Here is a 25,761-nt window from a genome sequence, read left to right on the forward strand (position 1 = left end):
CGCTCCAGCCTCATGCAGACCAAGAATCTCGCCCTCACCGGGGCCGCCGCGTTGTGCGCGCTGGTCCTGGTGGCGCCCCCCGCGCAAGCCGGCGCCGCCTCGGTCACCGTCACCGTCATGGGCACGTCCGACCTCCACAGCAACGTCCTCAACTGGGACTACTTCAAGGACACCGCGTACGCCGACAGCGCGGGCAACAGCGTCGGCCTGGCCAAGGTCTCCTCGCTGGTCAACCAGATCAGGGCCGAGCGCGGGGCGGACCGCACGCTGCTGTTCGACTCGGGTGACACCATCCAGGGCACCCCGCTGGCGTACTACTACGCCAAGGTCGAGCCGATCACCCAGACCGGCCAGATCCACCCGATGGCCAAGGCCATGAACGCCATCGGGTACGACGCCGTGACGCTGGGCAACCACGAGTTCAACTACGGTCTGCCCCTGCTGGCCACCTGGATCAAGCAGATGCGGGCACCGGTGCTCGGCGCGAACGCGGTCTACGACCGGACGGGGCTGCCCGCGTACAAGCCGTTCGTGATCAAGACCATGAAGGTCAACGGCGACAAGCCGGTCAAGGTCGGCGTGCTCGGGCTGACCAACCCCGGCGTGGCCATCTGGGACAAGGCGAACGTCGAGGGCAAGCTCCGCTTCACCGACCTGGTCGAGTCGGCGAAGAAGTGGGTGCCGGTCATCCGCGGGCTGGGCGCGGACGTGGTCGTGGTGACCGCGCACGCGGGCGACAGCGGCCTGTCGTCCTACGGCGGCGACCTGCCGGTCGAGAACGCCTCCGCGATGGTGGCCGAGCAGGTGCCGGGCATCGACGCGGTGCTGTTCGGGCACGCGCACAACGACGTGCCGCAGCGGTTCGTGACGAACAAGGTCACCGGGCAGCAGGTGCTGCTGACCGAGCCGGGCCGGTGGGGCCAGCGCCTGTCGAGGCTGGACTTCCAGCTCACCAAGCAGCACGGCAGGTGGGTGGTCACCGGCAAGTCCGCCGCCACGGTCAACACCAACACGGTCCAGGAGGACCCGAAGATCGTCCAGCTGCTCAAGCCGCAGCACGACACGACCGTGGGCTACGTGAACAAGGTCGTGGCCAAGTCGGCGCAGGCGCTGTCGGCCGCGGAGTCGCCGTACAAGGACACGCCGATCCTCGACTACATCCAGCAGGTGCAGGCGGAGACGGTCAAGCAGGCGCTGCCGGACAACACGCTGCCGGTGCTGTCGATCGCGGCCCCGTTCAGCCGTAGCGCCGTCTTCCCCGCCGGTGACATCCGCGTCAGGGACGTGGCCGGCCTGTACGTCTACGACAACACCCTGCTGGCGGTCAAGCTGACCGGCGCGCAGATCAAGGACTACCTGGAGTACTCCGCCAAGTACTTCAACCAGGTCGCTCCCGGCGACCCGGTGGACGTGACCAAGCTGACGAACGCCGGCAACACCCCCGACTACAACTACGACCAGCTCTCCGGGGTGTCGTACGACATCGACATCTCCAAGCCGGTGGGCCAGCGGATCGCCAACCTGTCCTACGACGGCGCGCCGGTCCCGGCCGGCAAGGAGTTCGTGGTCGCGATCAACAACTACCGGCAGTCGGGCGGCGGCGGCTTCCCGCACGTCACCGGCGCGCCGGTGCTCTACAACGCGCAGGTGGAGATCCGGCAGGCGCTGATCGAGTACGCCACCGCGAAGGGGACGATCGACCCGAGCGGGTTCGCCGTCCAGAACTGGAAGCTGACCAGGGACGGGGTTCCCGTCTTCTGACCCGCCGTCACAGATAGGACGGCCCCGTGACCCGCTGCCTGAACGTCCACCACACCCAGCCCTGGGCGGCCACCAGCAGCGGGATGAGTGCCAGGATCACCGGCACCAGCACGGGGCCGGAGGTGCCGGGCTCCAGCGGCAGCCGGAGCCCGGCCAGCAGCCCCACCGCCGTCAGCGCGGCGGCCGTCAGCAGGTAGGTGCGGGCCTCGCCCGCACCGCCCGACAGCACGGCCGCCCGCTCCCGCAGCGTCCCGCGCAGCCGCAGGGCCGCGAACGCCAGCCCGTGCGTGGCGAACAGCACGGCCACCACCAGCACGGCCACCACCAGGGCGGGCGGCATGCCGACCAGCACGTGGCTCAGCAGCGCCCCCCAGCTCAGCGCCAGCCCCCAGCTCCCGGCCACGATCGCGCCGTCCCAGAACGTCTGCCACCGCGGCCCCGGCATCCGCCCCCGCAGCCACAGCCCCATGTCACGCACGACCCACGACAGGACCAGCGCCACGACGACCGTGTGGTTGCCGCTCAGCAGCTCTCCCTCCAGCTCGGGGAACAGCCCGGCCAGCACCCCCGCCGTGGCGACCAGCCACACCTCGTTCCCCAGGAAGAACGGCGCGATGGCGGCGATCACCTCGCGGCGCTCGGCCGCCGTCCGGCCCAGGTACGGCAGCACCATGCCGACCCCGATGTCGGCCCCGGCCAGCACGAGGTAGCCGAGCGCGAAGAAGGCCAAGACGAAGATCTCCATGACGGCTCCTCAGAAGCTCAGTGCGGGGGTGGCGGGGGCGCCCAGCGACTCCGCGCCGGGCCCGCGGCGGGCGTGCCTGGCCAGGAGCCAGTAGTTGATCGCGATCAGCACCGCGAACACCGCGGCGAAGCCGATGATCGAGAAGCGCATCTGGGCCGCGGTCACCGGTGACATCGCGTCGGCCGTCCTCAGCAGCCCGAACACGGCCCACGGCTGGCGTCCCAGCTCCCGGAAGATCCAGCCGGCCAGCATGGTCACGAACGGGACCGGGATCATCAGGGTCAGCAGCCAGTGCCACGGCCTGAACCCGCGTACGACGGGCCGGATGAGCATGAGCACGAAGCTCAGCGCCGCGACCACGGTCATCACCAGCCAGAGCAGCATCATCGTGATGCCCGCCGCCTGCACGGGACCGACGGGCGGCAGGTAGTCGCCGGGGCCGTGCGCCGCCACCATCTGGGCCTGCGCCTCGGCCAGCCGCTCCGGGCTGCCCACCCACGCCGCCGCCTTGGTCGGCTGCAGGGTCTGGAACCCGAGCCCGCCGAAGGTCACGGTGAAGAACAGCGCGGGCAGCGCCACGCCGATCCCGATGCGCAGCGACTTGCGGAAGAAGTCCTGCTCGGCGGTGCGCTTACCCAGGTGGTACGCGCTCACCCCGGCCATGAAGAACCCGCCGGTGATCATCGCCCCGCCCATCACGTGCCCGAACGCGATCAGCGCGGCCGGATTGCCCACCATGGCCCCGAGGTCCGCCAGCCGCAGCACGCCGCCGTCCAGCACGTGGCCGGCCGGGTGCTGCAGGAAGCCGTTCGCGACCATGATCCAGAACGCCGACGCGTACGCGGTCAGCGTCACGACCCAGATCACCGCCAGGTGGGCCCACCGGTTCAGCTTGTCCCAGCCGAAGATCCACAGGCCCAGGAACGTGGACTCGACGAAGAACGCCACCAGCGTCTCGATGGCCAGCGCCGACCCGAAGACGTTGCCCGCGTACTCGGTGAGCCCGCTCCACGACAGGCCGAGCTGGAACTCCATGACCAGCCCCGTGACGATGCCCATCGCGTAGTTGATGATGTAGAGCTGGCCCCAGAACCGCGTCATCCGCAGGTGCACGGGGTCGCCGCTGAAGGTGGCCCGGGTCTGGATGACGGCGACCAGCGTCGCCAGGCCGAGCGTCAGCGCCACGAACAGGAAGTGCGCGCCCGCAGTGAGCGCGAACTGCAGGCGGGCCAGGTCCACGGTGTCCATGCCCCAGAGCGTCCCGGTACGGCTCCGCCCGCCGCGTCATGCCCGGGCGGCAACCCGGCATACATCCCGGGTCGCACGAGGGCTCCCGGGCTACGACTCAGGGAGTAGCCCAGCCCGGGATGATCATGCCGGCCTCGTACGCGATGATCACGAGCTGGGCCCGGTCGCGGACCGACAGCTTGGTCATGATGCGGCTGACGTGCGTCTTCGCCGTGGCGGGGCTGAGCACGAGCCGGGCCGCGATCTCGTCGTTCGACAGGCCGCCGGCGACCAGCGTCATGACCTCGCGCTCGCGTTCGGTGAGCGCGTTCAGCTCGGGGCCGGGCTCGGGGCGCTTGACCCGGCCGGCGAACTCGGCGATCAGCCGCCGCGTGATCGACGGTGCGATCAACGCGTCGCCCCTGGCCACGACCCTGACGGCGTGGATCAGCTCGGCCGGCTCGGTGTCCTTGACCAGGAAGCCGCTCGCGCCGGCGCGCAGCGCGCCGTACACGTAGTCGTCCAGGTCGAACGTGGTCAGGATGATCACCTTGACGTTCTCGAGCCGGGGGTCGCCGGAGATCTGCCGGGTGGCCTCCAGGCCGTCGAGCTCCGGCATGCGGATGTCCATGAGCACCACGTCGGGGCGGTGCTCGCGGGCTCCGGCCACGGCCGCCGCGCCGTTGGCGGCCTCGGCGACGACCTCGAAGTCGTCCTCGTCACTGAGTATGGACCGGAACCCGGCCCGTACCAGGGTCTGGTCGTCGGCGAGCAGTACGCGGATCATCGAGCCCCATTCCCGAGCGGCAGCCGGGCGACGACGCTGAAGCCGCCCTCGGGACGCGGGCCCGCCTCCAGGGTGCCGCCGAGCGCGGTGGCGCGTTCGCGCATGCCCTGCAGGCCGAAGCCGCTGCCCCCGTCGTACGTGGCGCCCGGCCCGTCATCCTCCACCCGGATCATGATATTTCCGGACGTGTTGTTGATGGTGAGGGTGGCCTGCTTCGCACCGGAATGGCGGGAGACGTTGGTCAGCGCCTCCCTCACGATGCGGGCGGCGGCCAGGTCCACCTCGGTCGGCACGGCGTCGAGCGGCCCCGACAGATCCGTGCGTACCTCCAGCCCCGACGCCGCGACCAGCGCGTCCACCCGGGCCAGGCTGTCGGCGGGGGCGGTCGGCGCGTCCTCGTCCACCTGGCGCAGCACGCCCAGGGTGGTCCGCAGTTCGCGCAGCGTCTCCTTGCTGGTGTCCTTGATCGTCCGCAGCGCTGTCTCGGCGTCCTCCGGCCGCTTCCTGAGCCCGTGCAGCGCCGCCGCGGCCTGCACGTTGATCATGGAGACGTTGTGCCCGAGCACGTCGTGCAGCTCGCGCGCGATCCGCAACCGCTCCTCGCTCGCCCGCCGCCTGGCCTCCTCCTCCTTGCTGTGCTCGGCTTCGAGCGCGCGCTGCTCGACCGCCTGGAGGTAGAGGCGGCGGCTGCGGGTGACGCTGCCGAACGCGACCGCCGCCACCTCCCAGCCGGCGATCATGAGGAACAGGCTGTTCTCGACGTGCCGGACGCCGCCGGTCTCGCCGAGCCCCATGCCCAGCAGCGACGCCGCCCCGATCGCGATGGCCGCGGTGAGGTGGCCCTTCTCGGCCGCGGTGTAGAGGTTGACGAACGGCAGGATGACGATGGGCCCGTCGAGCCCCGCGTACCGGTAGTAGGCGGCGACGCAGACCATCACCAGGAGCAGCGCCCCGACGGGATAGCGCTCCCGCAGCAGCAGGCCGCAGCAGGCGATGACCGGCAGCACCACGTCGAGGACGTTGGTCTGCGTCTGGCCCCTGGTCGCGTAGGTGATGGCCATGCCGACCAGCAGACCCGCGATCACCACGAGTGACACGATCATGCTGGTCGACGGCTTGCGCATGCTCCCATTCTGGGGGGTAATCGCCGGGGCGCATCTGGGTAGAGCACGTAAATGAGCACAAAGGACGACCTGCGGCAGGTCGAAGAGGACCTGGCCCGGCTGAGGGCCGAGAACCAGGACCTCCGCAACCAGAGTCGCGACATGGGCGCCACCGACCAGGTGGAGATCTCGGCGTTGATCAGCCAGGCGGACGAGCAGGAGGAGCTGATCGCTCAGCTCGAGGGCCGCCGCGACTCGCTGCTCAGGCGCCTTGAGTCGGAAGAGGGCTCCTGAGCGCGGCGCCGACCTCGTGCAGATGGCGTAGTGCCTGCCCGTACGACTCGATCAGGCCGGTCTGGAGGTAGTCGACGCCGATCTCCGCGCAGTACCGCTCGACGATCGGCTGTGCCCGGCGCAGGTTGGGGGCCGGCATGTTGGGGAAGAGATGATGCTCGATCTGGTAGTTGAGCTGGCCGAGCGCCACGTCCGCGAACAGGCCGCCCCGTACGTTCCGCGAGGTCAGCACCTGCTTGCGGAGGAAGTCCAGCTTGTCCTCCGCGGTCAGGATCGGCATGCCCTTGTGGTTGGGCGCGAACGTGCACCCCAGGTAGATCCCGAACAATCCCTGATGCACGATCAGGAACAGCAGTGCCTTGCCGACCGGCAGGATGGTGAAGACCAGGCCGAAGTAGAGCACGAAGTGCGTGAGGAGCATCGTCAGCTCCGACCCGCGCCGCTTGGCCTCGGGCTTGAACAGGGCCTTCACGCTGGCGATGTGAAGGTGCCAGGCCTCGAGCGTCAGCAGCGGGAAGAACCAGTAAGCCTGATATTTCGCGACAAATCGCGGTAGACCGATGCTCCTGGCGACCTGCTCCTCCGACCAGACGATCACGGCGGGGGAGACGTCGGGGTCGTGGTCCTCGTGGTTGGGGTTGGCGTGGTGGCGGTTGTGCTTGGTGGTCCACCAGCCCCAGCCGAGCCCGATGGCGAGGTTGCCGATGATCAGGCCCGCGACGTCACTGGGCCGCCGCGTCCTGAAGACCTGCCGGTGCCCGAGATCGTGGGCCAGGAACCCGAGCTGCGCGAAGACGACCGCCAGCGCGACGGCCACGAGAAGCTGCAGCCACGAGTCGCCGAGCCAGACGAACAGCGCCCAGCCGCCGAGGTAGACGGCGGCCATGATGGTCATCCGGATCGCGTAATAAAAGGGACGCCGGTCAAGAAGACCGGCGTCCGTGATCTGACGGGCTAGTCGGGCGAAATCGCTGCCTCTGGTGTCGAGCCTGCCGGGACTGGCCACGGGTCTCCTTACAAGTGCGAGGTAGGTGACCCTAACCTTTGCGCATCAGGGACGGATCCGGAAGATAGGCTTTCCGGAGTGATCTATGCCGATAACCCGCTTACCCCTGAAATCCGTGCGGCCATGGCGCTGACCTGGGATGTCACGGGGAACGGCGAACGATTGCACGGTGGCGAGGAATCCGCCGCTTACCTGCTTGACGGCCATGTTATCCGCGTCGGACCGGTGGGGCGCACAGCCGCCGAGAGCGAGTGGTGTCACGCGATCGCCCGCCACGCCGCCGGCACGCTCCCCGAGGCCGTCGCACCCGTGCCGGCCCCCGACGGGGCGACGGTCGTCATGGTGGCGGGCCGCCCGATCTCCTGCTGGCCGTACGTCGAGGGCGAGTGGCCGGACTCCGACGTGCCCGCCCAGCGCACGGCGGGCGCCCGCCTGCTGGCCAGGCTGCACGAGTCGCTGGCCACGTTCCGCGCGCCGCCGCGTCCGGTGCCCGCCTTCCAGGAGTCCGGCCTGTACGGCGACCCGCCCCGGGACGCCCTCGAACTCGACGACCCCGCCCTCGACCGCTGGCTGGCGGAGTTCCACGCCCGCCACCCGCTGCGCCACCCCCTCCACGGCGACTACTACACCGGCAACACCCTCGCCAGGGACGGCGGGATCGTGGCGGTGCTCGACTGGGACGAGACCTTCGTCGGCGCCCCGGAGGTGGAGCTGGCCGCCGCCGCGCTCGAATGGGGGGACGACGAGCTGGGGCCGAGCCGGGCGTTCGTGGAGGCGTACCACGAGGCCGGGGGCACCGCCGGAGAGCTGGACGAGGAGGCGCTGGCCCAGCTCATCAGGCACAAGCTCCGCAGGGAGTACGCCTATTTCCGGAAAGCCGTGCGCGCGGGGGTGCGGCACGACGAGGACGACCTCGAATACCACCGCGACCGCGTGACGCTGTTCCACAAGCTCCGTCCGTGAAAGGGCCCAGAAAAGGGCCTGGCAGCGGCTGACAGAGATCTGGCAGTGCCCCCAGGCATCGTCCTCGGCATGACACACGTGCTGATCGTCGGCTCCGGGCCGACCGGACTGACCCTGGCCGTCGAGCTGGCCCGCAGAGGCGTCGACCTCCGCATCGTCGAGAAGTCGCCCTTGCCGCCCACGGGCGTGCGCGGCAAGGGCCTGCAGCCGCGCACGCTGGAGGTCTTCGACGACCTCGGCGTGGTCGACGAGATCCTCGCCACCGGCCGCGAGTACCCGAGCCTGCGCAGCTACCAGGGCGACCAGGTGGTCTGGGAGGGCCGGATGGACGAGATCCGCGAGCCGTCCGCCGGCGTGCCGTACCCCAACCTGATCATGCAGCCGCAGTGGCGGACCGAGCAGATCCTGCGCGACCGGCTGGCCGAGCTGGGGCACGAGGTCGAGTTCGGGGCCGAGGTGACCGGCTTCGAGCAGGACGAGGACGGCGTGACCGTCACCCTGGGCGGCGGCGAGCAGGTCCGCTGCGCGTACCTGGTGGGCGCGGACGGAGGTCGCAGCGTCGTACGCAAGCAGCTCGGCGTCGGCTTCGTCGGCGACACGTTCGAGAGCGAGCGCATGCTGCTGGCCGACGTCAGGACCGGCGACCTGGACCGCGAGCACTGGCACGTGTGGGGCTCTCCGGCCGAGCAGAAGGTCCACTTCACGCTCTGCCCGCTGCCGAACACCGACGTCTTCCAGCTCGTCGCCCCGTACACCGGTGACGACGACCTGATCGCGCTCGTCGCCGAGCACGCGCCGCACGTGCGGATCGAGGAGATCCTGTGGCGGTCCGAGTACCGCGTCAACATCCGCATGGCCGACCGGTTCCGGGTCGGGCGGGTGTTCCTGGCCGGCGACGCGGCCCACGTGCACACGCCGGCGGGCGGCCAGGGGCTCAACACCGGCGTGCAGGACGCCTACAACCTGGGCTGGAAGCTGGCCGTCGGCGCCGAGGCGCTGCTGGACACGTACGAGGACGAGCGGATGGCGGTGGCCGCGCACGTGCTGGGCCTCAGCACCCGCCTGTACCGGGAGCGGGACAACAAGCGCGGCGACGACACCAACCAGCTCGGCCTGGCCTACCTCGGCAGCCCGCTGTCCGTGGGCGAGCGCGGCGGCGAACGGCTCGGCGCGCTCTTCGCCGAGCAGCGCGGCACCGGCTTCCTGCTGCTGGCCGACACGGAGACGACGTACCCGTTCGCGGTGCTCCCGCCGCTCGACGGCCAGGAGGGCGTCATCCTCGTCCGCCCCGACGGCTACATCGGCTATCACGGGGACGAGAGCGGCCTCAGCGCGTACCTCTCCGGGTTCGGGATCGACGCGCCCCTCGCCGACGCCTCGCGGTAGCCGTGCTCGCCCAGCGCGGCCCGGCACCTGGCGGCCAGCTCGTTGACGTGGGGATCGGCGGACTCGCCGATCCCCCTCAGCGCCCGCGCCGCGCCGAGCAGCTCGGCGGCCGCCTCCGGCTCCAGGTGCTCGGCCACCCCTTCCAGCACGGTCGCCCGCGCGGTCCTGTCGGAGCACGTGGCCATCAGCTCCAGGGCCCGGCGCAGCGGCTCGCGGGGCTCGCGAACGCGGGCGAGCTCGACGTTCATGTACGCCCTGAGCTGGGCTGACACCTCGACGTCGAGCGCCAGTGCCGCCTCCAGGAGCCGGGCGGCCTCGTCCGGGTGGCCGGTGCGCCTGGCCAGCTCGGCCCTGGCGTGCATGACCCTGGCCACGATCGCCTGGTCGTCGGACCGAACGGCCGACTCCCACGCCTGTTCGAGCGCGCGGGCCGCGCCGGCATGATCGCCCGCCCGCCCTTTGAGCCGGCCGACCCGGATCAGGAACGTCATCGGCCCGAGCGGCGTGTCGAGCCCGGACAGCTCGGCGGCCAGCCGCTCCGGCTCCTCGGCCAGGGCGACCGCCGTGGCGAAGTCCCCGTGGTTCTCGGCGACCAGCGACAACCAGAAGAGCCCGGCCCACTGCCCCCACCGGTCCCCGACGGCCCTGAACCCGTCGATCGCCGGCGCCAGCAGGTCCTCGGCCCCGGCCACCGCCCCGTACTCGAACCGCACGATGCCGGTGGCCAGCAGCGCCGCCGACCTCGTCCACAGGTCGGGATGGTCGCGCAGCCGCCCCGACTGCCGCTCGGTGAGGCTCACCACGTCGGCGGGCGTCCCGACCCCGGCCAGCGCCCACGAGTTCAGGGCGGCGGGATGGTCGGACTCCAGCACCGCCTCGGTCGGCGCGAACCCCGCCAGCACCCGGCAGATCCCGTGCGCCAGCTCCCGCCCCCGCGGCGGCGTGTCGCCCACCCTTCGCAGCACCGACGCGGCCTGCTCGTTGATCTCGCGATGCCGGCCGCGGATGATCCACGGCCAGAGCCGCGGCAGGATCACCCGGAGCGGGTCGTCGGAGTGGCGCAGCGCCGCGTCCAGGTTGCCCCGCTCGGCGTCCAGCAGGGCCAGCCACTTGAGCTGTTCGCCGGTCCGCAGGTGGGGGTCGGCCGTCTCGGCCAGCTCGGTGTAGTAGCGGGCGTGGGCCTGGCGCAGCTCGGGGAGGTCGGCGGCGGCGTACTGCCTGATGGTCTCCAGCATCGTGTAGCGGTCGCCGGAGACCGCGATGAGCGACTTGTCCACCAGCGAGGAGAGCAGGTCGAGGTCGCCGCCGCAGACCTGGGAGATCGCCTCGTACGTGGCGCCGCCCGAGAACACCGTCAGGCCCCGGAGCAGCTCGCGTTCGCGGTCGGAGAGCAGGTTCCAGCTCCAGTCGATGACCGCGCGCATGGTGCGGTGGCGCGGCTCCGCCGTACGGCCGCCGCGGAAGGCCAGCCGGTCGCCGAGCTGCCGCACCAGGACGGACAGCGGCATCGTACGCAGGCGCGCGGCGGCCAGCTCGATGGCCAGCGGGATGCCGTCCAGCTCGCGGCAGATCCGCGCTGCCTCTTCCGGCTCTATCCGCAGGTCGGGCCGGGCGGCGGCGGCCCGTTCCGCGAACAGCTCGGCCGCCTTCCCCTCGGGCAGCGGCAGCACGTGGTGCAGGGTCTCGCCGGGGATGTCGAGCGGCTCCCTGCTGGTGGCGAGGATCCGCAGGCCCGCCACCTCGGACAGCAGCGTACGGGCCGTCGTGGCGGCCTCCTCGATCACGTGCTCGCAGTTGTCCAGCACGATCAGCGGCGCGGTGCCGCGCAGGGCCCTGACCGGGTCGGTCGTCCTCAGCGTGCCCTCCAGGGCGGCCCGTACGCCGGTGGCGGTGGCGAGCTCGACCAGCCACACGCCGTCCGGCACGTGCAGGCCCGCGGCCACCTCCACGGCCAGCCGCGTCTTCCCCGCGCCGCCCGGCCCGACGAGCGTGACCAGCCTGGCCCTGCCGAGCCGGCCCTTCAGTCGGGACATGTCCTCGGAGCGGCCCACGAAGCTCGTGAGGCGGGCGGGCAGGTTGCTCTTCGGCTCGGCGTCCCGCAGCGCCTCCAGGTGGGCTTCCCGCAGCTCGGGCCCCGGGTCCACGCCCAGCTTCTCGGCCAGGGCCGCCTTGATCCGCTCGAAGAGCACGAGCGCTTCGGCGCGCCGGCCCTGGGTGGTGAGGGCGCGCATGAGCAGGGCGTGGAACGGCTCCCGTAAGGGATGCGCGGCAACCAACCCCTCCAACTCCGCCACCAGCCCAGCCCCCCGTTCGGGGTCGTCGGGGTGGTCGGCGGTCGTCGCCGTCGAGGCGGGGGCCGGGCCGTCGGCGGTTGCGGCGCTTGGGGCAGCGGCCGGATCGGTGGTGATCGTCGCGCTCAGGTCGGTGGCGATCCTCGTGGCCAGGGCGGTCAGGCGCAGCTCCTCCAGTCGGGCCGCCGGGGCCGTGGCGAAGGGCAGATCGGCCGCGTCCGCCAGCGCCGGACCCCGCCACAACACCAGTGCCCGGTGCACGTCACCGGCCCGTACGAGCCGCTCGAACGCCCACGCGTCCACCTCACCCGGCGGCACATCCAGCACATATCCGGCGGGATGGGACGAGATCACGCCTGGCGCCTCCCTGCGGGCCCTGGACACCAGCGACTGCAGCGCCGCCATCGGGTGGGCCGGCGCCTCACCCGGCCACAGGTCGTCGATCAGCCTGTCCGTGGTCACGACGCGTCCGGGGTCGAGCGCGAGCCGCACCAACAGCGCCCGCACCCGGGCACCGCCGACCGCGCACCCCGCCACATGAAGCGGCCCCAGAATCCCGACCCGCATCCACCCTCCCCGCCCGGACTCCAGCGTACGCACCCCACACCCTCCCACCGCAGCCCCATCCGCACTTCGGCCGGAGCCCTTGGGGAAGGGCCGAGACGACCCGGCCATCGCCACCGCACCCCGCGCCTCGGGCTTGGCGGTCTGGGCTTCGGGCGGGGTGAGGCGTCAGGGGGTGAGGTGGGAGTCGAGGAGGTCGGCGGGGAGGTGGGGGACGGTGGCTTCGGCGAACTCGGGGAGTCCCACCACCAGCCCGTCCTCCCCGACCCTCAACCCCGCCTTGGCCGGGTGATTGCGGATGTGCCGGGGCTCGAAGTTGTAGAAGGTGCCCGTCCCGTAGTCGATCCGTACGCTCTCCAGCGACGGCCGAGCGCCGGCCAGGCACGCCCCCATCGGCAGGCCCAGGTCGGTCGGGGAGGTCAGGGTGTGGAGGTTGCCGGCCACGACCAGCGCGGGTTCGGCGTGGGCCGCCAGCACCCGTTGCGCCATCAAGGCGTCGCGCTGCGACCAGTCGCCCGCGTGCGTCCACCCGTCGAACAACGTGACCCGCAGCCCCGGCACGGCTCGCAGCACCGCGAGGTGCCCGGCGGTGATGGCGCCGCTGCCGAGCCACCAGAGCGGGTGGTCCAGCCCGGTCCCGTCGGTGAGGTAGCGGTCGAGCTGCGGCTTCAGCTCCTCGGGCCATTCCAGGGCCAGGCTGGTCAGGCCGAGCAGCCGCATGAGCCCGAGGATGACGAGCGGGTTCTCCCTGACCCCGTGCACCTCGCCGAGGAGCAGCAGCCCGCACGCGTCGAGCGACCGCCTGGCCCGGTCGAGCGCCGCCGCCTCGACGGGCAGCTCGTACGCGTCCGGATCGAACTCCGCGACCGCCAGCAGGAGGCCGTCCATCGTGTCGACGCCTGGCATGCCTCCACACTCTTCGCCCGGCCCCTCCCGCGCAACAGGCCGGGTCAGGAGAACACCTTGGCCTTCAGCGCGGGGAAGCGCTGGACCACCCGGAGGAAGACCTTGAACCCCGTCCGGCTCACCCTGCTGCCGCCGACGAACTGCTCGGCCGCGCGCATCGAGTCGCGGACGGCGGCGAAGCCGTACTCGCGCATCCGGGCCTCGTAGCCCGCGATGGCGTCAACAGGATCGTCCCCGCTGGTGAGGGCGGCGCAGAGCAGGCGCGCGTCGCGCAGCGCGGTGTTCGCGCCGATGCCGCGCATCGGCGTCATGCTGTGGATGGCGTCGCCGAGGAGGGTGATGTTCGTGGCGGGCCAGGGGTCGATGGGGATCGAGGTACGGATCGGCAGCAGCGTGATCGTGTCGGGGTCGGACCGGCCGACCACTGTGCGCAGGTCGGGGTGCCAGGATTCGATCTTCCGGGCCACGGTGGCCTGGAGCTGCTTGCCCGACATTTCGGAAATGTTGGTGGGGAAGGCAGAGCCGGGCGCGCCGAACGCCCACAGGATGTAGCTGGCGGAGTTGTCCATCAGCGCGCCCTCCTGCTCCGTCACCCCGAACTCGCCGTACGCCACCCCGTCGCCCAGGTCATGTGGCGCGGTGAAGAACCCCATGCCGCTGGGCGGGATGACGCTGTTCGGCCCGTCGAGCAGCCGCGGCGCCACGAGCTTCCTGGTCTCGGCGGTGATCGGGAACTTGCCCGCCACCGTCGTGATCCCCGTGTCCACCCGCTCGGCGTGCGGCAGGTACTGCTTACGCACCCGCGAGTTCCCGCCGTCGGCGGCGACCACGATGTCCGCGGTCGCGCTCGTGCCGTCCGCGAAGAACAGCTCGACCCGCCCGTCGGGCAGCCGCTCGTACCTCTCGTACGTCTTCCCGAACCGTACGACGTCGTCGAGCCCCGACAGCAGCACCTGCCTGAGCGTGATGCGGCTGGCCGAGTGGTGGTCGTCGGCCGGGTCGGCCGCCGTGGGCGCCTCGATCAGCGCGAGCCGCCCCAGCCGCTCGGTGACGAAGCCGAAGTCCTGCCCGCCGTGCCGCCCGGTCGTGTCGAGGAACGCCTGCCACAGATGCGCGGGCAGGCAGTCGTGCAGGGCGCGGGCTCCGTTCGGGTCGATGTGCACGCGGTAGCCCTGCAGCCGGTCGGCCGGGGTCCTGTCCCGCTCGTAGACGGTCACGTCGAGCCCTGCCTTGCGCAGCCCCTGGGCCAGGCAGAGCCCGCCGATGCCGCCACCGATGATCGCGATGTTCCGTGTCATGGCTCGACTATCATCCATACGGATGATTCTGTCAACCATCCGGATGGATGATAGAGTGCGGGCCATGAGACGAGCGCCCGAAGAGAAGCAGCGCGACCCCGAGCGCACGAAGGCCCGCATCCTGCAGGCGGCGCTGGAGGAGTTCGCGGCGAAGGGGTTCGCGGGGGCGCGTGTCAGCGAGATCGCCACCAGGGCCGGGGTGAACAAGCAGCTGATCTCGTACTATTTCGGCGGAAAAGAGGGCCTCTACCAGGCCCTGACCGCGCGCTGGCAGGCCGAGGAGAGCGGGTTCGCCGACCGGTCGGCCTCGCTCGGCACGCTCGCCGCCGAATACGTGCGGGCCAACGCCGCCCGCCGCGACTACGGCCGGCTGATGCTCTGGCGGAGTCTCACCGACGACGGGCCGCCCGACCCTTCCTTCGTCGAGGACGTACGCCGGGATCTGGAGCTCCTGCGCGAGCGCCAGCGGGACGGGGAGTTCCCCGCGGACCTCGACCCGGCGGCGGTGCTGGTGGCGCTGTTCTCGATGGCGGCGGCCGGCATCGCGTTCCCGCAGCTCGTCCAGGCGGTCTGGGGGTGGGATCCGGCGTCGCCGGAGTTCGCCGAGCACTATGCGCGGGAGGTCGAGAAGCTCATGGGTCACCTGCGGGGTTCGTGACGGTCCGGGGTCCCGGCGGTGGTTTCCTTGTACTCATGCCTGATCTCGTGGTGGACGGCAGCGGCAAGCTCTGCGTGCAACTGCTCATCGAACTGCGCGGTCACGTGCGCCAGGCCGGTCCCGGAGCGGTGATCCATCTCATCGCCACCGATCCCGCCGCGCCCGTCGACCTGCCCGCCTGGTGTCATCTGACCGGGCACACGTACCTGGGGCCGGTGCCGGGGGCGGAGCCGCCGACGTACGCGCTGCGCGTGGCCGGGACCGCCAAGGAGACCGAGGACGCCAAACCCTGGCACGTGGCTTAAGCGGTTAATTCCCTTACCGAATGGGGTGGCCTAGAGTATGAGGGTTATCCGGTTCAGAGAGGGAGTCCGTGAAGCGACCCACGATCGCCGACATCGCCGGCCGGGCGGGAGTGTCCAAAGTGGCGGTCTCCTACGCGCTCAACGGGCAACCGGGCGTATCGGACGCGACGCGGGCCAGGATCGTCGCCATCGCCGAGGAGATCGGCTGGCGGCCCAACAGCGCGGCGCGGGCGCTCAACGGCGCCAGGGCCAACTGCGTGGGCCTCGCACTCTGCCGTCCCGCCCGCATCCTGGGCGTCGAGCCGTTCTTCATGGAGCTGATCAGCGGCATCGAGGGCGTGCTCGCCGACCGCTCGTACGCGCTGCTGCTCCAGGTCGTCACGAGCCATGAGCAGGAGAGCGAGGTCTACCGGCGCTGGTGGGGCGAGAGCCGCATCGACGGCGTGTTCCTGGTCGACCTGCACTATTCGGACTCCAGAGTGGTCGAGCTGGAGCGGCTGGGGATGCCGGTCGTCGTCATCGGACATCCCACCGAGTCGGGCTCGCTGTCGGCGGTCTGGTCGGACGACGGCGAGGCCGTGCACGAGACCGTCGGCTACCTGGTGGCGCTGGGCCACCGCCGCGTCGCGCGGGTGGCGGGGCTGCCGGAGCTGGTCCACACGACCGTCCGCGACCAGGCGTTCGAGCAGGCGTGCGAGGGCGTGGCCGAGCACGTGACCGTGCACACCGACTACACCGGCGAGGAGGGCGCCAGGGCCACCCGGCGGCTGCTCAGCTCGCCCAACCGGCCCACGGCGATCATCTACGACAACGACATCATGGCCGTGGCGGGCATGTCCGTGGCCCAGGAGATGCGGGTCGAGGTGCCGCGCGACCTGTCCATCGTGGCCTGGGACGACTCGCCGCTGTCCCAGGTCGTCCGGCCGCCGCTGACCGCGCTCACCCGCGACATCCCCGCGTACGGGGCACACGCCGCCCAGCGGCTGCTCGCGCTGATCGCGGGCGAGACCGTGCCCCCGTACGAGGACCGGGCGGCCGTGCTCACGCCGCGCGGCAGCACCGGTCCCGCTCACTCCGTGTAGCGGCGGCCTCGGCGCGTGCCGCGGGCGGGGCGGGCGGCTGGCAGACCGCCGTGTCCCGACCCGCGGCACGTGCCGTCCCCTCCTCCGCGGCACATCCCGGAGCCGCCATGAACTCCCCCCGGCTCCAACCCTGACGGAGTACGCGGAAGAGCGCCTGAGTACCCCTATACCTAAACGAGATGAGACCGTGACCAGGCGTAGTGTCCATGATCGACGCTTAACGGCTGGTCAGGCGGGTAGGCGGGCGATATGACCCGCTGAGGGGGGTAACACAATGGTCGAGCCGGGCCCATGGATCGAGGGGTATGTACGTGCTTGGAACTCCAACGATCCCGACGACATCGCCGCGATGTTCACCGAGGACGCCGTCTACTACACCGAGCCGTACAGCTCTCCGTGGCAGGGGCGGGACGAGATCATCTCGCAGTGGCTCGGGCGGCAGGACAAGCCTGGTGAGGCCGAGTTCGAGTGGCATCCGGTGAACGTTGACGAAGACGTCAGTGTTATCCAGGGGGTCACGACATATCCCGACAAAACGTACAGTAATCTATGGGTGATCAGGTTTGTGCCCGATGGCCGGTGTCGTGAATTCACCGAATGGTGGATGCGGCATGATGCCAAATGATGCAATGGGCCGAGCCGTCTTCATCCGAGGAGATCCGTTGAGAGACAACCTCGACCTCGCCGCGAGCGCCCAGGAACTGGCAGACGCCGCCCCGACGGGATCGATCGACCACGCCGCAGCGTCGTCCGTGGCCATCACGCTCGCCACCACTCGTGACATCACCGATGCCAGGAAGACGCTGGACGGGGTCTCCCCGGATGAGGTCCGGGAGGCGGCGGTGGCGCTCTTCGAACGGCTGTCGACGGGCGCTTAGCACAGCCCGGCCCGGCTCCCCGGTCGCCCTCGCCGCGTTCGCGACCGGGCGTATGACGCTGCCCTCGATCCCGTACCGGGGATGCGCCCCTTCGGCCGTCGAAGCGCGCGCTCGCGGGCCGAGAGGCCGAAGAGGCGGGCTAGGAGGCGGGCGCGGTGCGGTGCTCGAACACGCGGTTCGTGACGCGCGATGCGACGACCGTGAGCAGCCAGAAGTACTTGCCCCAGGAGGGGCTGGCGAAGCTCACCGGGATCGACAGGAGGAACACCGCCGCCGCCGTTCCCGTGCCGACCACCAACCCGCGCATCCGTTGCGTGGGCGCCTCGGCACGCATGAGGTGAGCGTGGGTCGCGTGCCGCACCATCTGCACCATGAGCAGCGCGATCGCGCTGATGACGACGGCGTAGAGGACCGGGCCCAGGATGAGATCCCCGACCTCGCTGCTCACCCGGGTGGCGAACGGCACCACCACGATGAGGAACAGCCAGCCGAGGTTGTACCGCCGCAGCGTGGCGTCCACCACGTGGATCTCGCGGAAGTACTGGTGGTGGGCAACCCAGAACGCGGCGATGACCCCGAAGCTGATCACGAAGTTCAGGTACTCGTCGGGGAGCAACTGCACGAACGAGTGCCAGAGCTCGGCGTTCGTCTCCCCGTGCGGTACGGGCAGCTCCAGTGCGAGTAACGTCATCGCGATGGCGATCACCGCGTCGGAGAAGAAGACCAGCCGTTCGCGGACATGCCGCCGGTCCTCTTCGTCGGTGAAGTGAGGGGAGACCTGGCTGTCTGTCCTGCCCTTATTTGACACGGTTTGCCAGTGTGCCACGGATGAGGTTCGCTCGGTATCAGCCCGGAGAGGTTCGAGGGCGGGCCGCTGTCAGCGCTCCGGAGGATCGCGGTGGACCTGACCGGTCACAGCGGCAGGGCGGCCGAGGCGGGCTTGTACGGTGCGGCGGGCGAGCTCCGGCGCCCGCGCGTCGCGGTGCAACTGGAGGGCGTGGTTCAGGGCCATGGCCGTGCCCAGCAGTTCGAACACGAGCTGGTCGGGATCCGTCCCCTCCGGCAGCTCCCCGGCGTCCACCGCGCGTCCGGCCTCCTTGTGCAGCCGTCCGCGCCAGGCGTCGAACCTGGCCTCCACCGCGTCCCGCACCGGCCCCGGCCGGCCGTCGAACTCGTGGGCCGCGGCCACGAAGAAGCACCCGCCGGGGAAGACCCCGCGCTCCAGGTACGAGATCCACGCCTCGCACAGCACCCGCAGGCGGGTCAGCCCGGGTGCGGCGGGCCGGGCGGGCTCCCAGACCTCGGCACGGAAGATCTCCCCGGCCCGGTCGAGGACGGCGAGCTGCAGCGCCTCCTTGGAGCCGAAGTGCCCGAGCACTCCTGACTTGCTCATGCCCAGCTCACCGGCGAGGCGGCCGATGGTCAGCCCTTCGAGCCCCTCCGCGGAGGCGATGGCGACCGAGCGCTCCAGGATGGCCGCACGCGTGCCGAGGGCCTCGGCGACGGATCTGCGGGGACTCATGCGGGCAGTTTAGCGTCCGAACGTTCGCTTGCTATAGTCCGGCCTCATGACGGGATCACGACTTGTCGCCACAGGCCACTATCAACCAGCAAAAATCCTGACAAATGATGAGCTGGCGGCCATGGTGGACACCAACGACGAGTGGATAACCAAGCGCGTCGGCATCCGTACCCGGCACGTGGCCGAACCCGACGAGACCGTGGCCGACCTGGCCCACCACGCCGCCGCGAAGGCCCTGACGGCGAGCGGCCTGGACGCCGCCGACATCGACCTCCTCCTGATCGCCACCTGCACCCAGACCGAGCGCGCCCCGAACATCGCCTCCCGCGTCGCCGCCCGGCTCGGCGTGCCCGGCGCGGGGCTGATGGACGTCGGCGTGTCGTGCTCCGGCTTCACCCACGCCCTGGCCGTGGCCGACCACGCCATCCGCGCCGGCGCGGCCACGAACGCCCTGGTCGTGGGGGCGGACAAGATGACGGCCGTCACCGACTGGACCGACCGGACCACGTGCGTCCTGACCGGCGACGGCGCGGGGGCGGCCGTGATCAGCGCCGCTCCGGAGGCCGAGATCGGCCCAGTGGTGTGGGGCTCCGCGCCGGAGCTGGGCGCCGCCGTACGCATCGAGGGCACCCCGACCCGCTTCTCCCAGGACGGCCAGACCGTCTACCGCTGGGCCACCACCCAGCTCCCCGACATCGCCAGGAAGGCGTGCGAGCGCGGCGGCGTACGGCCGGAGGACCTGGCGGCGGTGGTCTTCCACCAGGCGAACCTGCGCATCATCGAGCCCGTCGCGGCCAAGCTCGGCGCGGTCAACGCGATCGTGGCGCGCGACGTGGTCGAGTCGGGCAACACCTCGGCCGCGAGCGTGCCGCTGGCGCTGTCCAAGCTGCTGGAGCGGGGTGAGGTCCGGCGCGGGGCGCCGATGCTGCTGTTCGGGTTCGGCGGGAACCTGTCGTACGCGGGCATGATCGTCCGCTGCCCCTGACGGGCCCGCCTCAGGAGACGCCCGGCGGGGAGGTGGAGTCGCGGATCACGAGCTGGCAGGGCATCTTGTGCACCCCGGGCGTCGCCTTCCCGTCGATGGCGGCGAACAGGTGCTGGGCCGCGGTGCGCCCCAGCTGCTCCAGGTTCATGTCCACGGTGGTCAGGGCGGGGCGGGTCTCCGTGGACAGCACCTCCCAGTTGTCGTAGCCGACCACCGCGATGTCCTCCGGCACCCGCCGCCCGCGTTCCCTGGCCGTCTCCACGAAGCCGGCCGCGATCTGGTCGCTGCCGCAGAACACCGCGTCGACCTCCGGCTCGGCCATCAGCAGCATCTCGGCCGCGTGCCGCCCCCACCGCTGCGACCACGGGCCCGACAGCGTCTGCCCCGCCTGCGGCAGCCCCGCCTGCGCGAGCGCCTGGCGCAGGCCCTCCTCGCGGTCGCGTGAGGCCTTGTAGTGCGTGGGCCCCGTGATGTGCGCGATCCTGCGCCGGCCCATCGCCAGCAGGTGGTTGACGGCCATGGCGGCCGCGCCGACGTCGTCCGGCACGAAGGACACGTCCGACGGGTCGTCCGAGGGGCCGTAGGCGTACACGACCGGCACCGGCAGGTCCTTGCTCACCGACGGCCGCGGGCTCGTGCTCTCGCCCACCACGATCAGGCCGTCCACCCGGCGCGACAGCAGCGCCCGCACGTGGTGCTGCTCCCTGATCGCGTCGCCGCGCGCGTCGCAGAGCAGCACGGCCATCTCGCCGGCCCCGAACGCGTCCTCCGCCCCGAGGAGCACCGGAATGCCGAACCGGCCGACGCTGTCGGAGGTCAGCAGGCCGACCGTGCGCGTCTGTCCTGAGATCAGCCCCCTGGCCAGGGCGTTCGGCTGGAAGGAGAGCTCCGCCGCGGCGGCGAGCACCCGCTCGCGCGTCGCGGCCCGCACGTCCTGGCGCCCGTTGAGTGCTTTGGACGCCGTGGCGATCGAGACCCCCGCCAGCGAGGCCACATCGGAGATGGTCGCCCGCTTACTCGCCATGTTTCGAAACCCTTTTCGTCACCTGTGAACTGCATAGAACCCTAGCACCCATTGACATGGACTCTTGTTTCTTCTACGTTTCCGAAAACCTTTAAGTCCAGGAGCACAACATGAGACGAAGGCTGGCCGGGATCTCCCTCCTCGGTGTGTTAGCGCTCACAGCGGCGGCCTGCGGCAGCGGTGGTGGTGGTGGGGGCAGCACGCCGTCGGCGGAGAGTCCCGTGACGATCACCATGTGGACCCGTGCAGCCACCCAGACGCAGAGCGAGCGGCTGGTCAAGGCCTACAACAGCAGTCACAAGAACATTCAGGTCAAGCTCACCGTCATCCCGACCGACAACTACCAGCCGCGCATCGCCGCGGCGGCCGGTGCCAAGCAGCTCCCCGACGTGTTCGCGGCCGACGTCATCTTCGTCCCGAACTACACCTCTCAGGGCCTGTTCATGGACATCACGGACAGGGTCGCGAAGCTGCCGTTCAAGGACGGCCTGGCCCCCTCTCACATGAAGCTCGGAACGCTCGACGGGAAGATGTACACGCTCCCGCACACGCTCGACCTGTCGGTCTGGTTCTGGAACAAGGACCTCTACCAGAAGGCCGGGCTCGACCCGGAGCAGGGGCCGAAGTCGCTGAAGGAGTTCGCCCAGCAGGCGACCACGATCCAGGAGAAGCTCGGCAAGGACGGCAAGGTCCACGGCACCTTCTTCGGCGGCAACTGCGGCGGCTGCTACGTCTTCACATTCTGGCCCTCCGTCTGGGCCGGCGGCGGCCAGGTCATGAACGCCGAGGGCACCCAGTCGCTCAACGACCAGGCCGCGATGACCGACGTGTTCAAGATCTGGCGCGACCTGTACGACAAGAAGGTGACCGGGCCGACCGCCAAGGAGGAGCAGGGCCCGACCTGGACCGGTTTCTTCCCCAAGGGCGAGATCGGCGTCATGCCGATGCCCTCCACCACGCTCGGTCTCATGCCCAAGGACATGAAGATCGGCGTCACCCCGATCGCCGGCCCCGACGGCGGCGAGTCCACGTTCGTGGGCGGCGACTCCGTCGGCATCTCCGCCACGTCCAAGAACCCCGACGCGGCCTGGGACTTCCTGTCCTGGACGGTCTCCGACGACGCCCAGGTCGAGGTCATGGCCAAGAACAAGGACGTGCTCGCGCGTACCGACCTGGCCAGGAACAAGTACTCCGCGGAGGACCCGCGCGTGGTGCTGATCAACTCGCTGGTGGCCAAGGGCCAGACGCCGTACGCGCTGCGCTTCGGCCAGACCTTCAACGACCCGCAGGGTCCGTGGCTGCGCTACGCGCGCGAGGCCGTGTTCGGTGACGCCTCGAAACTCCCCCAGCTCAACGCCGAGATCACGAAGTCACTTCAACAATGACTCTGACGGTGAACCGAACCGGGCGGCGGGCGGCGCACTCCGCGCCTTCCGCCCGGTGGCGGAGCAGGAAGGCACAGGGCTGGCTGTACACGGCTCCGACGGCCGTCATCGTGGGCGTGCTCTTCATCGCGCCCCTCGTGCTGGTCGTCTGGATGTCACTGAACCGCTGGCCCCTGCTCGGTCAGGCCACGTTCAACGCCCCCGACAACTACCTCAAGATCGGCGACAACCCGCTCTTCATCGACGCGATCCTCTTCACGCTCAAGTACACGGCCATCACGACCGTCCTGCTGTCGGCCGTGGCGCTCGGTCTCGCCATGCTGGTGCAGGACCGCAAGCCGGGCATCGGCTTCTTCAGGACCGCGTTCTTCCTGCCCGGCGCCGTGGGCTTCGCCGCCGCCGGTCTGCTCTTCTACGGGATGCTGAACAACGACTTCGGCCCCATCGACCCCCTGCTCCAGACGCTGCACATCACCAGCGAGCCGGTCAAGTGGATCGGCACGCCGAACATGGCGCTGTTCTCCACGATCACCCTGGTGCTGTGGCGCTTCGCCGGGTTCAACATGCTCATCCTGCTGACCGGCCTGCAGGCCATCCCGACCGAGGTGTACGAGGCCGCGAGGAGCGACGGCGCCAACCGCTGGCAGATCTTCACCAAGATCACCCTCCCGCTGCTGCGCCCGACGCTGGCGCTGATGCTGATCCTCAGCGTGACCGGCTCGCTGCTGGCCTTCGACCAGTTCTTCGTCTTCACCAACGGCGGCCCCGACAACAGCACGGTCTCGATGGTCATGGTCGTCTACCGCGACGCGTTCTTCCGCTTCGACCTCGGCGGCGCGGCGGCGCTCTCGGTCGTCCTGCTGGTCGCCCTCGTCGGGCTCAACACGCTGATGATGCGGAGGCTGCGATGAGCCGTTACCTCACGCTGTCCGCCCTGGCGGTGCTGTTCCTGTTCCCCCTGGTGTGGAGCGGCTACGCCTCGTTCGAGGAGCCGGGCAACTACCTGGAGATGGCCCGCTTCGGCGAGGGGCTCGGCACGTACGCGACCAACAGCGTGCTCGTCTCGGTGATGACGGTGGCGGGCACGCTGGTCGTCTCCGCGCTCGGCGGCTACGGCTTCGCCCGCTTCGACTTCCCCGGCAAGAACCTGCTGTTCCTGGCCACGCTGGCGATCCTCATGGTGCCGTACGCGACGATCCTGATCCCGCTCTACGTGCTGCTCGGCTACCTCGGCCTGCAGAACTCCCTGGTCGGGCTCTCGCTGGTGTTCGTCATGTTCCAGCTGCCGTTCGCGCTGTTCATGATGCGCAACGCGTTCGAGGCGCTGCCGCGCGAGCTGGAGGAGGCCGCGCTGGTGGACGGCTGCGGCACGTTCAGGGCGTTCGCCAGGATCCTGCTGCACGCCGTGCGGCCCGCGCTGATCACGGTGGGCCTGTTCGCCTTCCTGGCGTCGTGGAACGACTTCTTCGCGCCGCTCATCCTGCTCAATGACGGCGCGTCGTTCACCCTGCCGGTGGCCGTGGTCAGCATGACGCAGCAGACGTTCGGCGCCATCGACTACGGCATGCTCCAGGCCGGCGTCATGGTCATGGCCTTCCCCTGTCTCATCCTCTTCATCGTGCTGCAGCGCCACTACGTGCGCGGATTCATGTCAGGAGCTCTGCGTGGCTAACCCTGTCCTGCCCTCATCGGGCGCCCTGTCCCCCCTCGGCCTCGACGCGGTACGGCTGCTCCCCGGCTTCTGGGGCGACCGGGCCGCGCTCAACCGCGAGGTCACGATCGCCCACTGCCAGGAATGGGAAGAGCGAGAAGGCTGGATCGGCAACTTCCGGGGCGAGCGGCCCCGCCGGGGGCGGGAGTTCAGCGACTCCGAGATCTACAAGCTGCTGGAGGCCATGGCCTGGGCCGACCACCCGGCGCTGCCCGAGCTGGCCGAGACCGTGGCCCAGGCCCAGGAGGGCGACGGCTACATCAACACCCGCTGGTCCGGCAGCCGCTACACCGACTTCGAGTGGGGCCACGAGCTCTACTGCTACGGGCACCTGATCCAGGCCGGGGTCGCCCGCCTGCGCATGCACGGCGAGGACCAGCTCACCCAGGTCGTGATCAAGGCCGCCGACCACGTGTGCCGCCGCTTCATGGAGGGCACCCAGACCTGCGGCCACCCGGTGATCGAGATGGCCCTCGTCGAGCTCTACCGCGTGACCGGCACCGAGCGCTACCTGGAGATGGCCCGCCGCTTCGTCGAGCGCCGCGGCCTGCCCGCGCTCGCCGACATCCCCTTCGGGCGCATCTACTACCAGGACGACATCCCGGTCAGGCAGGCCCAGGTGTTCCGCGGGCACGCGGTGCGCGCGCTCTATCTCGCCTCCGGCGTGGTGGACGTGGCGGTCGAGACCGGCGACCAGGAGCTGCTGAAGGCGATCGAGTCCCAGTGGGAGCGCACGGTGGCCCGGCGTACCCACCTGACCGGCGGCATGGGCTCGAGGCATGCCGACGAGTCGTACGGCGAGGACTACGAGCTGCCGCCGGACCGGGCCTACAACGAGACCTGCGCGAGCATCGCCTCCGTCATGCTGGCGCACCGGCTGCTGCTGGCCACGGGCGACGTCCGCTACGCCGACCTCGCCGAGCGCACCCTGTACAACATGCTCGCCACGGGGGTGGCGCTGGACGGCAAGTCGTTCTTCTACGCCAACCCGCTGCAGGTGCGGGTGCCGGCGGTGCCGCTGGAGGGGGTCAACCACGCCGCGGAGGGCGGGCTGCGCTCGCCCTGGTTCGACGTGTCCTGCTGCCCGAACAACATCGCCCGCACGATGGCCTCGCTGGCCGCGTACGTGGCCACGACCACCTCGGACGGGATCCAGATCCACCACCACACGCCGTCGGAGATCCGGCACGACGGCCTGGCGGTACGCGTGGAGACCGGCTACCCGTGGACCGGCTCGGTGAGCGTGCGGGTGCTGGAGGGCGGCGAGGGCCGGATCGGGCTGCGCGTCCCCGCCTGGGCCACAGACGCCACGCTCGCCCACGTCCCGGCCTCCTCGCCGGAGGCGCCGCTGGCGGAGAGCCCGGCGGTACGCCCGGTCGATCCCGGTTACGCCTACGTCGAGGGGCCGTGGCGGGCCGGTGACGAGATCCGGCTGGAGCTGCCGATGGCGCCCAGGTGGACGATGCCCGACCGGCGGATCGACGCGCTGCGGGGGAGCGCGGCGGTGGAGCGGGGGCCGCTGGTCTACTGCGCCGAGTCGGTGGCCGACGAGCCGGCGCTGGGCGACCTGACCGCGCGGGTCCAGCCGCCCGTGGAGCACCACGAGGCGGACGGCGTGGTGGAGCTGGAGGTGGAGGCGTCGCTGGGCGCCGGCGCCGGCAACGGCTGGCCGTACGCGCCCGCCTCCGACGGGCAGGCGGGTGGCGCCGACGTCAGGCTCCGGCTCGTGCCCTACCACCGGTGGGGCAACCGCGGCCCCGCGACCATGCGTGTCTGGCTACCGATCTAGGAGAGGCAAGTGCGTAAACCGTTGGTGTGCTTGGCTGTGTTAACGCTCACAGCTTCGCTTGCCGCGTCACCTTCGTACGCCGCCCAGGACG

25 protein-coding genes are annotated in these 25,761 nt (G+C 70.6%); 14 read left to right on the forward strand and 11 right to left on the reverse strand.

The genetic code is table 11. From position 1 onward, the window contains the following. Positions 1-12: 12 nt before the first annotated feature. Positions 13-1,761 carry a bifunctional metallophosphatase/5'-nucleotidase gene (locus ACWDX9_RS04240; RefSeq protein WP_449948860.1) on the forward strand — a complete coding sequence of 583 codons (1,749 nt, stop codon included), beginning with the start codon at positions 13-15 and terminating at the stop codon, positions 1,759-1,761. A 7-nt stretch (positions 1,762-1,768) separates the two neighbouring features. On the opposite strand, the gene ACWDX9_RS04245 is transcribed toward ACWDX9_RS04240, so the two are convergent. From ACWDX9_RS04245 to ACWDX9_RS04260, 4 genes are all read right to left on the reverse strand, one after another. Further along, positions 1,769-2,506 carry a cytochrome d ubiquinol oxidase subunit II gene (locus ACWDX9_RS04245; RefSeq protein ID WP_449948863.1) on the reverse strand — a complete coding sequence of 246 codons (738 nt, stop codon included), beginning with the start codon at positions 2,504-2,506 and terminating at the stop codon, positions 1,769-1,771. Positions 2,507-2,515: 9 nt separating this feature from the next. Next, entirely contained in the window at positions 2,516-3,754 is a 1,239-nt protein-coding gene (locus ACWDX9_RS04250; RefSeq protein ID WP_449948866.1) for a cytochrome ubiquinol oxidase subunit I, read from the reverse strand. 97 nt (positions 3,755-3,851) lie between these two features. Then, positions 3,852-4,520 carry a response regulator gene (locus ACWDX9_RS04255; RefSeq protein ID WP_449948869.1) on the reverse strand — a complete coding sequence of 223 codons (669 nt, stop codon included), beginning with the start codon at positions 4,518-4,520 and terminating at the stop codon, positions 3,852-3,854. Continuing rightward, on the reverse strand, positions 4,517-5,644 hold the full coding sequence (locus tag ACWDX9_RS04260; protein WP_449948871.1) for a sensor histidine kinase: 1,128 nt from the start codon (positions 5,642-5,644) through the stop codon (positions 4,517-4,519). Before ACWDX9_RS04260 ends, ACWDX9_RS04255 begins: the two co-directional genes overlap by 4 nt. A gap of 51 nt (positions 5,645-5,695) precedes the next feature. On the opposite strand from ACWDX9_RS04260, the gene ACWDX9_RS04265 reads away from it, so the two are divergent. Further along, positions 5,696-5,917, forward strand: a complete 222-nt coding sequence (locus tag ACWDX9_RS04265) for a hypothetical protein (protein ID WP_449948874.1) — start codon at positions 5,696-5,698, stop codon at positions 5,915-5,917. Here ACWDX9_RS04265 and ACWDX9_RS04270 read toward each other — a convergent pair. Further along, entirely contained in the window at positions 5,886-6,812 is a 927-nt protein-coding gene (locus ACWDX9_RS04270) for a fatty acid desaturase family protein (RefSeq protein WP_449948876.1), read from the reverse strand. The two genes, ACWDX9_RS04265 and ACWDX9_RS04270, sit on opposite strands and share 32 nt — an antisense overlap. A gap of 234 nt (positions 6,813-7,046) precedes the next feature. On the opposite strand from ACWDX9_RS04270, the gene ACWDX9_RS04275 reads away from it, so the two are divergent. Together ACWDX9_RS04275 and ACWDX9_RS04280 are read left to right on the forward strand one after the other, a co-directional pair. Next, positions 7,047-7,886, forward strand: coding sequence for a phosphotransferase enzyme family protein (locus ACWDX9_RS04275; RefSeq protein WP_449949046.1), 840 nt, complete (start codon positions 7,047-7,049; stop codon positions 7,884-7,886). 69 nt (positions 7,887-7,955) lie between these two features. Further along, entirely contained in the window at positions 7,956-9,272 is a 1,317-nt protein-coding gene (locus tag ACWDX9_RS04280; RefSeq protein WP_449948879.1) for an FAD-dependent monooxygenase, read from the forward strand. Here the strand turns inward: ACWDX9_RS04280 and ACWDX9_RS04285 are convergent. The 3 genes from ACWDX9_RS04285 to ACWDX9_RS04295 all read right to left on the reverse strand — a co-directional run bounded on the left by ACWDX9_RS04285 (position 9,194) and on the right by ACWDX9_RS04295 (position 14,331). Next, positions 9,194-12,130, reverse strand: coding sequence for a BTAD domain-containing putative transcriptional regulator (locus ACWDX9_RS04285; RefSeq protein ID WP_449948882.1), 2,937 nt, complete (start codon positions 12,128-12,130; stop codon positions 9,194-9,196). The genes ACWDX9_RS04280 and ACWDX9_RS04285 overlap by 79 nt on opposite strands. A gap of 165 nt (positions 12,131-12,295) precedes the next feature. Then, a complete protein-coding gene (locus tag ACWDX9_RS04290; RefSeq protein WP_449948885.1) occupies positions 12,296-13,033 on the reverse strand; it encodes a hypothetical protein in 738 nt (245 codons plus the stop codon). Positions 13,034-13,077: 44 nt separating this feature from the next. After that, complete coding sequence (locus ACWDX9_RS04295; protein ID WP_449948888.1) at positions 13,078-14,331, reverse strand: FAD-dependent oxidoreductase; 1,254 nt, start codon at positions 14,329-14,331, stop codon at positions 13,078-13,080. Between the two features lie 64 nt (positions 14,332-14,395). Here ACWDX9_RS04295 and ACWDX9_RS04300 point away from each other — a divergent pair, with 64 nt between their 5' ends. From ACWDX9_RS04300 to ACWDX9_RS04320, 5 genes are all read left to right on the forward strand, one after another. Continuing rightward, the gene (locus ACWDX9_RS04300) at positions 14,396-14,989 is read left to right on the forward strand and encodes a TetR family transcriptional regulator (protein ID WP_449948891.1); all 594 of its coding nucleotides are present in this window, start codon (positions 14,396-14,398) and stop codon (positions 14,987-14,989) included. A gap of 35 nt (positions 14,990-15,024) precedes the next feature. Next, on the forward strand, positions 15,025-15,294 hold the full coding sequence (locus tag ACWDX9_RS04305; RefSeq protein WP_449948894.1) for a sulfurtransferase TusA family protein: 270 nt from the start codon (positions 15,025-15,027) through the stop codon (positions 15,292-15,294). A 68-nt stretch (positions 15,295-15,362) separates the two neighbouring features. Then, positions 15,363-16,376 (forward strand): LacI family DNA-binding transcriptional regulator, encoded by a 1,014-nt coding sequence (locus tag ACWDX9_RS04310; protein ID WP_449948896.1) that lies wholly within the window; start codon positions 15,363-15,365, stop codon positions 16,374-16,376. Positions 16,377-16,650: 274 nt separating this feature from the next. Then, the gene (locus ACWDX9_RS04315; protein ID WP_449948899.1) at positions 16,651-17,001 is read left to right on the forward strand and encodes a nuclear transport factor 2 family protein; all 351 of its coding nucleotides are present in this window, start codon (positions 16,651-16,653) and stop codon (positions 16,999-17,001) included. A gap of 37 nt (positions 17,002-17,038) precedes the next feature. Further along, positions 17,039-17,254: a hypothetical protein gene (locus ACWDX9_RS04320; RefSeq protein ID WP_449948902.1), complete on the forward strand. Its 216-nt coding sequence runs from the start codon at positions 17,039-17,041 to the stop codon at positions 17,252-17,254. A 139-nt stretch (positions 17,255-17,393) separates the two neighbouring features. On the opposite strand, the gene ACWDX9_RS04325 is transcribed toward ACWDX9_RS04320, so the two are convergent. Together ACWDX9_RS04325 and ACWDX9_RS04330 are read right to left on the reverse strand one after the other, a co-directional pair. Next, positions 17,394-18,062, reverse strand: coding sequence for a TMEM175 family protein (locus ACWDX9_RS04325; RefSeq protein ID WP_449948905.1), 669 nt, complete (start codon positions 18,060-18,062; stop codon positions 17,394-17,396). Positions 18,063-18,131: 69 nt separating this feature from the next. Continuing rightward, positions 18,132-18,776, reverse strand: a complete 645-nt coding sequence (locus ACWDX9_RS04330) for a TetR/AcrR family transcriptional regulator (RefSeq protein ID WP_449948907.1) — start codon at positions 18,774-18,776, stop codon at positions 18,132-18,134. 46 nt (positions 18,777-18,822) lie between these two features. Between ACWDX9_RS04330 and ACWDX9_RS04335 the strand changes: the two genes are divergently transcribed. Next, positions 18,823-19,761, forward strand: coding sequence for a beta-ketoacyl-ACP synthase III (locus ACWDX9_RS04335; RefSeq protein WP_449948909.1), 939 nt, complete (start codon positions 18,823-18,825; stop codon positions 19,759-19,761). 10 nt (positions 19,762-19,771) lie between these two features. Here ACWDX9_RS04335 and ACWDX9_RS04340 read toward each other — a convergent pair whose 3' ends face one another. Next, complete coding sequence (locus ACWDX9_RS04340) at positions 19,772-20,785, reverse strand: LacI family DNA-binding transcriptional regulator (protein ID WP_350738322.1); 1,014 nt, start codon at positions 20,783-20,785, stop codon at positions 19,772-19,774. 110 nt (positions 20,786-20,895) lie between these two features. Between ACWDX9_RS04340 and ACWDX9_RS04345 the strand changes: the two genes are divergently transcribed. Genes ACWDX9_RS04345 through ACWDX9_RS04360 form a run of 4 tightly spaced genes read left to right on the forward strand, consistent with a single transcriptional unit; the run spans position 20,896 to position 25,670 of the window. Further along, the gene (locus ACWDX9_RS04345; RefSeq protein WP_449948912.1) at positions 20,896-22,170 is read left to right on the forward strand and encodes an ABC transporter substrate-binding protein; all 1,275 of its coding nucleotides are present in this window, start codon (positions 20,896-20,898) and stop codon (positions 22,168-22,170) included. Then, entirely contained in the window at positions 22,167-23,081 is a 915-nt protein-coding gene (locus tag ACWDX9_RS04350) for a carbohydrate ABC transporter permease (RefSeq protein WP_449948915.1), read from the forward strand. Before ACWDX9_RS04345 ends, ACWDX9_RS04350 begins: the two co-directional genes overlap by 4 nt. Then, positions 23,078-23,842, forward strand: coding sequence for a carbohydrate ABC transporter permease (locus tag ACWDX9_RS04355; RefSeq protein WP_350738313.1), 765 nt, complete (start codon positions 23,078-23,080; stop codon positions 23,840-23,842). Before ACWDX9_RS04350 ends, ACWDX9_RS04355 begins: the two co-directional genes overlap by 4 nt. Continuing rightward, positions 23,835-25,670, forward strand: coding sequence for a glycoside hydrolase family 127 protein (locus tag ACWDX9_RS04360; protein WP_449948917.1), 1,836 nt, complete (start codon positions 23,835-23,837; stop codon positions 25,668-25,670). Before ACWDX9_RS04355 ends, ACWDX9_RS04360 begins: the two co-directional genes overlap by 8 nt. Positions 25,671-25,761: the final 91 nt, after the last annotated feature.

Source organism: Nonomuraea sp. NPDC003201 (assembly GCF_053590415.1).

Bases quoted from the DNA above. Each gene is read 5' to 3' on its own strand.
- ACWDX9_RS04290 (WP_449948885.1), bottom strand. From the start codon at position 13,033: ATGCCAGGCGTCGACACGATGGACGGCCTCCTGCTGGCGGTCGCGGAG.
- ACWDX9_RS04245 (WP_449948863.1), bottom strand. From the start codon at position 2,506: ATGGAGATCTTCGTCTTGGCCTTCTTCGCGCTCGGCTACCTCGTGCTG.
- ACWDX9_RS04295 (WP_449948888.1), bottom strand. From the start codon at position 14,331: ATGACACGGAACATCGCGATCATCGGTGGCGGCATCGGCGGGCTCTGC.
- ACWDX9_RS04265 (WP_449948874.1), top strand. From the start codon at position 5,696: ATGAGCACAAAGGACGACCTGCGGCAGGTCGAAGAGGACCTGGCCCGG.
- ACWDX9_RS04305 (WP_449948894.1), top strand. From the start codon at position 15,025: ATGCCTGATCTCGTGGTGGACGGCAGCGGCAAGCTCTGCGTGCAACTG.
- ACWDX9_RS04240 (WP_449948860.1), top strand. From the start codon at position 13: ATGCAGACCAAGAATCTCGCCCTCACCGGGGCCGCCGCGTTGTGCGCG.
- ACWDX9_RS04340 (WP_350738322.1), bottom strand. From the start codon at position 20,785: ATGGCGAGTAAGCGGGCGACCATCTCCGATGTGGCCTCGCTGGCGGGG.
- ACWDX9_RS04285 (WP_449948882.1), bottom strand. From the start codon at position 12,130: ATGCGGGTCGGGATTCTGGGGCCGCTTCATGTGGCGGGGTGCGCGGTC.
- ACWDX9_RS04250 (WP_449948866.1), bottom strand. From the start codon at position 3,754: ATGGACACCGTGGACCTGGCCCGCCTGCAGTTCGCGCTCACTGCGGGC.
- ACWDX9_RS04335 (WP_449948909.1), top strand. From the start codon at position 18,823: ATGACGGGATCACGACTTGTCGCCACAGGCCACTATCAACCAGCAAAA.
- ACWDX9_RS04355 (WP_350738313.1), top strand. From the start codon at position 23,078: ATGAGCCGTTACCTCACGCTGTCCGCCCTGGCGGTGCTGTTCCTGTTC.
- ACWDX9_RS04260 (WP_449948871.1), bottom strand. From the start codon at position 5,644: ATGCGCAAGCCGTCGACCAGCATGATCGTGTCACTCGTGGTGATCGCG.
- ACWDX9_RS04300 (WP_449948891.1), top strand. From the start codon at position 14,396: ATGAGACGAGCGCCCGAAGAGAAGCAGCGCGACCCCGAGCGCACGAAG.
- ACWDX9_RS04280 (WP_449948879.1), top strand. From the start codon at position 7,956: ATGACACACGTGCTGATCGTCGGCTCCGGGCCGACCGGACTGACCCTG.
- ACWDX9_RS04350 (WP_449948915.1), top strand. From the start codon at position 22,167: ATGACTCTGACGGTGAACCGAACCGGGCGGCGGGCGGCGCACTCCGCG.
- ACWDX9_RS04275 (WP_449949046.1), top strand. From the start codon at position 7,047: ATGGCGCTGACCTGGGATGTCACGGGGAACGGCGAACGATTGCACGGT.
- ACWDX9_RS04255 (WP_449948869.1), bottom strand. From the start codon at position 4,520: ATGATCCGCGTACTGCTCGCCGACGACCAGACCCTGGTACGGGCCGGG.
- ACWDX9_RS04315 (WP_449948899.1), top strand. From the start codon at position 16,651: ATGGTCGAGCCGGGCCCATGGATCGAGGGGTATGTACGTGCTTGGAAC.
- ACWDX9_RS04330 (WP_449948907.1), bottom strand. From the start codon at position 18,776: ATGAGTCCCCGCAGATCCGTCGCCGAGGCCCTCGGCACGCGTGCGGCC.
- ACWDX9_RS04270 (WP_449948876.1), bottom strand. From the start codon at position 6,812: ATGACCATCATGGCCGCCGTCTACCTCGGCGGCTGGGCGCTGTTCGTC.
- ACWDX9_RS04345 (WP_449948912.1), top strand. From the start codon at position 20,896: ATGAGACGAAGGCTGGCCGGGATCTCCCTCCTCGGTGTGTTAGCGCTC.